General features: G+C 67.2%; 7 protein-coding genes. 3 read left to right on the top strand and 4 right to left on the bottom strand.

The genetic code is table 11. The features are described 5' to 3' along the window. Nucleotides 1-438: 438 nt before the first annotated feature. On the bottom strand, nt 439-573 hold the full coding sequence (locus QQ657_RS22485; protein ID WP_284744185.1) for a hypothetical protein: 135 nt from the start codon (nt 571-573) through the stop codon (nt 439-441). A 207-nt stretch (nt 574-780) separates the two neighbouring features. Then, complete coding sequence (locus QQ657_RS22480) at nt 781-2,724, bottom strand: hypothetical protein (protein ID WP_284744175.1); 1,944 nt, start codon at nt 2,722-2,724, stop codon at nt 781-783. A gap of 674 nt (nt 2,725-3,398) precedes the next feature. On the opposite strand from QQ657_RS22480, the gene QQ657_RS22475 reads away from it, so the two are divergent. After that, on the top strand, nt 3,399-5,351 hold the full coding sequence (locus QQ657_RS22475) for a hypothetical protein (RefSeq protein ID WP_284744174.1): 1,953 nt from the start codon (nt 3,399-3,401) through the stop codon (nt 5,349-5,351). A 169-nt stretch (nt 5,352-5,520) separates the two neighbouring features. Beyond that, entirely contained in the window at nt 5,521-5,868 is a 348-nt protein-coding gene (locus QQ657_RS22470; protein ID WP_284744173.1) for a hypothetical protein, read from the top strand. A 575-nt stretch (nt 5,869-6,443) separates the two neighbouring features. Here QQ657_RS22470 and QQ657_RS22465 read toward each other — a convergent pair. Beyond that, nucleotides 6,444-7,496: a hypothetical protein gene (locus tag QQ657_RS22465; protein ID WP_284744172.1), complete on the bottom strand. Its 1,053-nt coding sequence runs from the start codon at nt 7,494-7,496 to the stop codon at nt 6,444-6,446. Between the two features lie 206 nt (nt 7,497-7,702). After that, nucleotides 7,703-7,852 (bottom strand): hypothetical protein, encoded by a 150-nt coding sequence (locus QQ657_RS22460; RefSeq protein WP_284744171.1) that lies wholly within the window; start codon nt 7,850-7,852, stop codon nt 7,703-7,705. 47 nt (nt 7,853-7,899) lie between these two features. On the opposite strand from QQ657_RS22460, the gene QQ657_RS22455 reads away from it, so the two are divergent. Next, nucleotides 7,900-8,109: a hypothetical protein gene (locus QQ657_RS22455; RefSeq protein ID WP_284744170.1), complete on the top strand. Its 210-nt coding sequence runs from the start codon at nt 7,900-7,902 to the stop codon at nt 8,107-8,109. Nucleotides 8,110-8,248 lie beyond the last annotated feature (139 nt).

Here is an 8,248-nt window from a genome sequence, read left to right as displayed (position 1 = left end):
TCGACCAGCGAGGACATGCTCGTGCGGGTCATCTCAGTTGATCCGTATCTCGCCCTGCATCAGGCCGGGTTGCTGTGAACCAGTGGACTCAACTCACCCTGACACGCAGGGGGTCGGCGCGCTCCTGGACGCCACCGCGGTGCACGGCGGGCGCCGGGCCCGCGACCACCTCCGGTGGCTCGCCCAGACCAACGACTTACCAACCTCGACGTCGACCGCCTTCGACATGGCGATCTACCGCCGGCATCTCCGGCTTGGCGCCCGCTGCCGAGCCTTCGCGTACCGAACAGTCGTCAACACTCAGGTACTTGTTACGAAGAAGTCCGGTCGCAACACCCGGATATCGCAACCACCATACGAACGTAGCCGGGTACACCTATCTGCCAATCACGGTCTTCACGAACAGCGACCGGACCACCGGATATCTGGCCCGCCACATCACCCGGCAGGGTCCCGTTCGCGGTTGTCCAGGTCCGCTTCGGTGGAGTGCTGGCGCCGCCAGGACACGTACAGCGCGACCACGCCGCCGCTGCCGACCGCGACGCTCAACGGCTCACCGATCGCCGACAGCACTGAGAGTCCTGCACGGCCACCGGCCGAACCGAACCAACCCCGACGAGCCACGTCCTTGAGGACGAAGTCAGCCCGCCGGCCGAGCTGTCCGACGACTTCGCGGGCGAGCACCAGTTCCGACCGCCACCCGACTTCTGGTGGGGCATACGCATCAACCCTGCGACGTTGCTGATCAGCGCGCTGCCCTCGTTCGGCGCGCTGATTAATCTACGACGGGCGGAGGATGGGCTGGACGGCGAACGGCCGATATCCGGCCACGGCGGGCAGGTCGTAGTGGTCGAACCGGCCGGACCGGAGATCCCAGCGCACCAGCCGGCTCGTGCCGCCGCGCTCGCCGGTGAACACCAGCGTCGTGGGTGTCTCCCAGAACGGGGCCGAGGGGATCGCCGTGCTGAGGTCGCAGCCTTCCGGTAACGGGTGTTCCTCCGGCTCGCCGTCGTCGAGGAGCCAGACCGACGGCAGCGCGTACTGGAACGCGTACAGCAACTCGCCGCCCGGGGCGAGCTCGTACTGCCGGTCGGCCGGCACCGGCGCCCGGGTGCCGGCCGGGCCGTGCCGGAAGACGCCGTCGGGGCCGCGTTCCAGCGCCGCCGAAAGCGGATCGACCTGCCAGAGGCCGGGCGGCAGCGGTTCGGGATCGGCACCCGGGCGCCAGCGGAACGTCCGGCTGCCGAGGTGGAAGCCGTCGGCGTAGTACAGGGCGCCGTCGATGACGGCCAGCACGCGGTGGGTCAGCTCGTCGGTCCGGGGCAGGGACGCGACCTCGCCGGTGGTGACGTCCAGCAGATGCGGCCGGTCCCACGACCGGCGCCCGACGTGGTGCTCGACCCCGGCCAGGAACCGCCCGTCGGCGCTGCGCACCGGGTGGGACCCGAGGTCGACCGGCAGCCGTTCGGTGGTGCCGTCCCACCGCACCAGCATCCCCGGGCCACCGGATGTGGCCACCGTGATCCCCATCGGCGTTTCGTGCGCACGGTAGCGGTACTGGTCCGGGACACGGCCGAGCACGCCCGGCTCGCCCGCCCGCCACACGATGACCTCACCGTTGCCACCGATGACCCCGGCCCGCGGCGGCGCTCCCGGGATCGTGGCCGGATTCTCCGACCGCGACGGCACCACCACCGACACCGGCAGCGACACCGGCTCCGGCTGCCGCCGCGGTAGCGCCACGATGCCCTCGCCGACCCGCTGCACCAGGCGGTCCGACACGGCGTAGGCGAGCAAACCGGGAACCTCGCCCGGCGCGACGAGCAGCCGCTCGGCGAGGTCGCCGACCGGCGCGGGGTTACCCCACGCGGCGACACCGGTGAGGTCCGCCGCGGCCCACGTGTACCGGGCACTGGACGCCGCCCGCTCCACCTGCGCGGCAAGATCGTCCGGCAAGGAGAGGCGTTCCGCCGCGAGCGGCGGGTGTTCGGCGAGCTGGCGGCCGTGGCCGTCCGCGACAAACACGCCAGCGGCGACCAGCAACGCAACCGCGTCCCGGTGGGACACCGGGACCTCGACACCGAGTTGCGCGCAGATCGCCGCGTCCGGCGGATCCCCGCGCAAAGGCTCGTCGAGCCAGGAATCCGGCCGAGGCGGGCCGTACCCGGCGGCGGCCCACGCGGCCGACATCACGGGATCGCCGAGCACCTGCTGCCATCCCGGATCGGGCCCGAAGAGCGCCGGCCGGGTCCGCCGGACCCAGCGGGGCAAGCCGGGGTCGTCGGACCGCCAGAACTGCACCAGCCAGACGCCGCCCTCCTCCCCCGCCGCGGCCGCGCGGCGAGCGACCCGCACGCAGAACAATCCAAGCCGGCCCAGCTCCAGCGTCCCGTCGTACTCGCCGCCGGTGAGCAGCCCGAGAGCGACCCGGCCACTGCGGCTGTGGAACGGCGACTCGACCACGTCCTCCCAGTCGTCGACGACAACCGACGGCGGCGCGTCGTGAGCCTCGAGCCGCACCGACTGGAACGGGTCACCGGCATAACCGTGCACCCAACCGTCCCCCGCCGTCGCGACCGTCCCGGACAGAGCATCGGTCGCCAACTCGCCGAGCAGCTCGTTCTCCAGCGGCTCCAGCCCGTCCGCGGCGTAACGATCGCGGACCACCAACGTCCCGTACTCCGGCAGATACTCGTCGTCTTCCAAGAACCCCAGCAACGTCACACCACGACCGTAGCGAGCCCCGTCAGGGTTCTCGCCGAGAGCTCGCGCGGCCAATACCCGCCGGGCGCCCCAGCCCCGACGGCGGCGGCACGTCGGCGATCACCTTCCCGGCCCGCATACCGGGCCGCGGCCGAGGGGTGGTCGAGACCGGGATCTGGTGCGGCCGCGGCGCCAGCCGATCGTCGACCTGCTGACCGCCATCGGCATCCGCGCCGACGAACTCGCGGGGTGGGTATGCGTACGCCGCGGCGAGTCTTGAGCGTTTCACGCGTTCGGGGCCGGTGCGGAGCCGGTCGATCCTGACGGCAGGTCACTGCGGCTACCCCCCGCTGCGGTAGTGGCACTGATGGTGCCGTTCGGGCCCGGCGGGGGCGGGGCTGTGCCACCGCAGAGGGCAATGCTCCTCGACGTCGTGCCGGGCACCCGGTTCGGACCCAGCGCCCACAATGCACCCGGCCGATCCGGGCAACCGCGGGACCACACAGGGTGTCGTGGCGTGCTGGCATTTTGACGCCTTCGGGGCCGTCGTGCACTGGTAACGAGCCGCGTTCTCCAGTCGCCAATTCCTCGCCGACGGCCAGCGTGACTTGCGAGCTGTTACGCCAGCGCGACTAGCTGCGACTGAAGGTCAACGGCATTGATCACCTCATGGAGTGGTGCACATAGTGGCTGGCATGGTTGCTACGACAGCTGACGCCGATCGAGGCGAATACATCGTCGTTCTTCAAGCGCGATCGTCGGCGCGGTTCCTACCGGAGGAGGGCTGGGAACTGGTCGTGAACGCGCCGGAACTTGACCTCCAGGCCATCCGAGTGCGTACATTCACTCGCTGGGTCGACGACGGCAGCAAGCACCTACCGCGTGAGCTGGTTGTCGAGGTTCGCGGTCATGCCACTTCCCTCGACGATGCCGTCGCCAAGTTCGCGAACGTCGCTCGCCCCATTGCAACAATGGTCGGCTTCGTCGCGAACGTCCGCGTCGGTCCCCTGGAAGTCCTGCTTGCCTACGCATGGGCTCCCACCGGCCAAGAGCGGGAGTTTCTCCAGACCTTCATCGCGGACGAACGCGGCGCCCTGACAGAGGGGCGAATTATCCAGACGCGCCTGCTGGAGGCAGCATGCTTGGCCTATATCACGGTGCCCACGGACAGCGCGCGCATCAGCCGAGCCTTGCGGCACTACGAGTTGGCGCTGCGGGATTGGTACATCGGCGGGGAGTGGCTCGCGCTGAATCATCTATGGATCGCGGCCGAGAACCTCACGAAAGCTGTCATCCGCAAGATCGTCGCCGCGACCGGCAAGTCGGAAGAAGACCTCGCGCACGACCATGGCCTTGCAACCGACGACCCACAGCGGCCACGATGGAAGGCACTCTTGGGCGCACGCATACGGGAAAAAGTCATCTTCCGTGGCGACACCGAGACCTACAAAGCAGCGAACGATGCCAGCAACGGGCTTGAGCATGGCATCTGGGAGCTTGACAGGATCGCCAAGCAAGCCATCATGTGTGCTGACAAGACTTTCCAGTACATCCGCCGGACAATTATCGGTCTCCTCGACGTTCCTGCCACACTCGCGGACGAGCTCAACAACATCGCACTGAAGGACGTCCAGTCGATGCGGAAGGTCGTGCGTGGACAGCTGACCGGAACGGCAGAGGACCCAGCTTTGGAGGGCGAGCGGTACCCGCGGCTCGAGTGGAGCACAGGGACCGAGTCGGTCGTCCGCGAAGGATCAGCGTTCCGAATGAGGCAAAGGGAGCGGATGACGGTCCGCGTACACCCTGACGTCGGTTTCCGACTGGAACGACTGGAGGTACACGGGCGCCTGGAGAATGGGCAGGCGCCGATCCAGGTGAGCGGTGAGGAGGTTTCGGTCGACCACACGCCGGGCTCGCCGGTGTCAACGTTGCTTGAGTCGGTGATGCCCCTGGTAGAGCAGGCTACGGCGAGTGGGGAATACGCGAGGCATACCCAGGCTTCAATGTTCGCCTTCAACATGTTTGGGCAGGCGGTCGCGTTCTTCCAGAGCATCCACGTGTTGGTGGGAGCGCGTCAGCCGGTGGAGGCACTGCCGGCACTGCGCGGACTGGGAATCCTTTCCGCTCGCTTCGAACAGATGGATGCCCCGGACGGCCCCTGCCTCGGGGTCGCGGTGCGTGGAGTTCTGGACGCGCTTGCCAACTTCGGGGCCGATGCCGAGCTGGTGGAGACTCGTCAGCGCGAAATCCTCACCGTTGCCCAAGCGCAGGCCGTCGTCGTTCCAGCTGAGCTTGTCGGGCCTGAGACCACTGCCATTTGTCGAAGCCTTGAGATGGAGATGAAGTTTGCAACGTGGGCTGCGGACGGCACCTACGGTACGGCTGGCTTACATCTGCAGCGGGTCGATTCTGAGCACTTAGGCTTCCACGTAACCCTTGACCCAGGGCCGCTGACCGAGCTGGTGGCTACGGCTGCCGTGATAGCCATGCTGCAGTTGCTCGGGCACGCAGTTTCGCTGTTCGGCTGGAACCTTGAACACGATCAACTGAACCAGCTCCTGGGCCAGGCTCGCGCGGTGAACGAGTCCGCAGCCCAGTTGCACCTCTTCCCAGCTGGTTCGGGGGACCTAGGTACGGACTCAGGATAGGCACTGAAGAGCCGCGAGCGTCGCGATTCCTACGAGATCGACCTCTCTGCAGACAACGTTGTCGCGCTGCGCTAGAGACTCGCCCGCCCGCTGCATCGGTCGCCGGAAGGTCCGCGTCGCGGCCATGTTGGCTTCCGTTGATGTTCGCCGGGCTCCAGGCGGGCTCCAGTTGACGATGACCGCGCCAGGCAACTCCAGCACGTGGATGACCCGGCTACGCTACGACCAAGCGGAGGAACTGTCGACCGCGCTGCGGTCCGATACTCCCGCGTTCCTGGGCGGCACCAGCACAGCCGCGCTGGCCTATATCCCGCGCTACCCTGAGGTGGCCGAGGGAACCCTCGCCCGCTTCGACGGGGAGATCACCGACGACCTGTGCAATGCCATGTACCAGGTCCGCGTCGGCCTCGACGCGCTGCGCGGCCTCGGAGACACGCTACGAGCCCACATGCCCGACCTGCTCGAACCACTCCCCGATGACCCAGCGGCGCCGTCGACGCCCACCCCGGTGAATTGAGCCGAATCGTCGCCGGATCGAGCGCTGGAACCCCAGGCCGCCCCGGATCCTGGCGTGTCCCGGATTCCGGAGCGCATCTGGTTGGTCGAAGACCACACCGACCTCGCACCCGCGACGCACTCAAATGCTTCGCTCACGTCTACCTCAGCTGCGCCAAGGCCGCCGCCGGAGTCGAGCACTGGGCCGAACGCGGCGGGCACGGCCCAGCGCGCTGGGTGGACCGCGGCGGCTGCACTACGCCTACGCGGCTACCGGCTCGCGCACGAAAGAGCTGCACAAGGTGGTGCCGCTGCGGGTGGACCCCGACCACCAGCGCGAACTCTCATCCCGTCCACCGAAGCGGCACGGCCGGGCGGGCTCACACTTTCGTGGGACATCCCGGACCGACGTGGGGCCCCTGTCGACGCGTGCGGCCACACCGACCGCCAGACCGCCGTCCAGTCCACAACCACGTCTTGTCCGAGAGGCTTGGTCCGGATCCTCGTCGTCGGGGTCGCCCACCTCAGCTTCACCGACGCGGCCGACTTCCGCTGCCTCCTGACTCGCGGGGTCACTGGCCGGCGTGACCCCTGGGTTCACCCGACTTGGGTGCGGTTCGCCGCGCCACGGAGTTCCGCCGTCTGCACGATCCAGAACACTGTGTACCAGAGGATGATCAGCGCCTCCAGCCACAACGCCCAGTGCTGCACACCCACGCGCCAGAGGATGCCTCCGGCAAGGAGCGACCCGACCATCGCGACGGCGACCGCGATGTACCAGACCGTGAACGTTCCCTGGGGGGCCGTCCAGGCGTTCGCCACAACGACGACGATGATCCCGATGAACAGCGGTACCGCCGCGTAGAGGTGGCCGTGATCGAGGAACCAGTTTCGTTCGTTCCAGTACAGCCAGATTCCGAAGAGCAACACGCCCAGCGTCACCACCAGTGAGATGACGGTGTACAGGCTGGGGCTTTCAAGCTGCCCCTGATGGAGTCTCCGCGCGATCAAGCCGACGATCGTGGCGGCCACGCCGATCACGAGCAGCGCGCCCACGTTGGTCTTGACCGCGGCCTCGATCTCGGGCCGGTCCGGGCCGTTGACCGGGAGACAGGCTTCGTCGATCTTCGTCGGCACGAACGCGACGATGAACGCCAAGAACCCCGAGTAGTCGAGCGCGGTGTTCTCGTAATCAGTGTTTCCGCGATAGACGATCATACAAGCGCCGATCGCGCACAGAACGCCGACAAAAACGGGCCGGACCGAGGTGAAGTAGTAGGCGCTGATCGAGGTCTGCCAGCACTTCCCACCGTTGACGAACCAAAGCTGTAAGAGGATGGCAAGGAAGAGCATCGCCACGAGCATGATCATGGCGATACGCAGGGCCAGATAGGTTTGGTGGATGTTTTCTTCTCGATCTTCGACGCTCACGTTGACCTCCTCTTGAGGAACATCCGAAACCCTGTACAGCACACCGAAAAGCAGAAGAGCGACCATGCAGACAAATCCGGTCAGCTTGATCGTTCCGGCCACGGCAGCCACTATCAGCACCCCGCGCGAAGAGCGGGGAAAGGTGCCCAGCGCGACGAACACCGCGCCATCCTCCACCAGGTCGACCACCGCGGTGACGAGCGGCAGCAGTGCCGACACCGTCCCACGCCGGCTCCGCCGGACACTGCAAACACCGCGCCGGCCAAGACCGTTCCGTAGCACAGCAAGAACGCGACGTCGGCGATCTGGAAATATCCGTGGTGTCGCCGTCTCCTTTCTCCAAGCACGGTCAACGCGTCGGCGCCTTCGCTCGGGTTGTATAGGAGCATGACGTCGAGCACCGTGCCATCGAAATGGCTCTCGATCTACGGGACGCTGAACGGGACGGCCCGAGCGCAGGCAGTCAGGTATCCCAGGACGGCGAAAATCCCGAGCGCGAGCCACAGCGGCCATCCCGCGGAGGCGCGGCCCAACACCTTGCGCAGGCTCGCGAGCAACGATTCGAGATGAGCCATACCGGCCACCCACTCACCGTCGGACAACAGTTGTCCTGAGGTCGCGGATGTTTCACCGGCTGTTACCGCTCGGCGAAATCGTCACCTGGACGGGTCGCAATCTGCCCGCACCAGAGGCGAAGACCGAGCTAGCCGACAGCTACATGCAGTACCTCCAACGGACCGGGCGCGAGAATCGGCTGCTGCGCATCCTTCCGCCCGGCGAAGCGCGGCTTGTTGCTGTTCTTCCCTTCCCAACGACCTCGACCACACCCTGATCGACGACGACTCGATCTTCAAACCTGCCCTCGAGAAGTTGCGCCGCACCTGGGTATCCCTTGGCTTCCGGCCGGCCTCGGGCGGCCTGTGGATCATGGGCCCAGCTGACCGAGTGTGTACGGCGCACGGCGGCGGCGG

It is taken from the genome of Amycolatopsis ponsaeliensis (assembly GCF_030182635.1).
GTDB classification, from domain to species: Bacteria; Actinomycetota; Actinomycetes; order Mycobacteriales; family Pseudonocardiaceae; genus Amycolatopsis; species Amycolatopsis ponsaeliensis.
This window is presented reverse-complemented; position numbering and strand designations above follow the sequence as displayed.

Excerpts from the sequence above, each read along its gene's own strand:
- QQ657_RS22475 (WP_284744174.1), top strand. The coding sequence starts at position 3,399 with ATGGTTGCTACGACAGCTGACGCCGATCGAGGCGAATACATCGTCGTT.
- QQ657_RS22460 (WP_284744171.1), bottom strand. The coding sequence starts at position 7,852 with ATGGCTCATCTCGAATCGTTGCTCGCGAGCCTGCGCAAGGTGTTGGGC.
- QQ657_RS22455 (WP_284744170.1), top strand. The coding sequence starts at position 7,900 with ATGTTTCACCGGCTGTTACCGCTCGGCGAAATCGTCACCTGGACGGGT.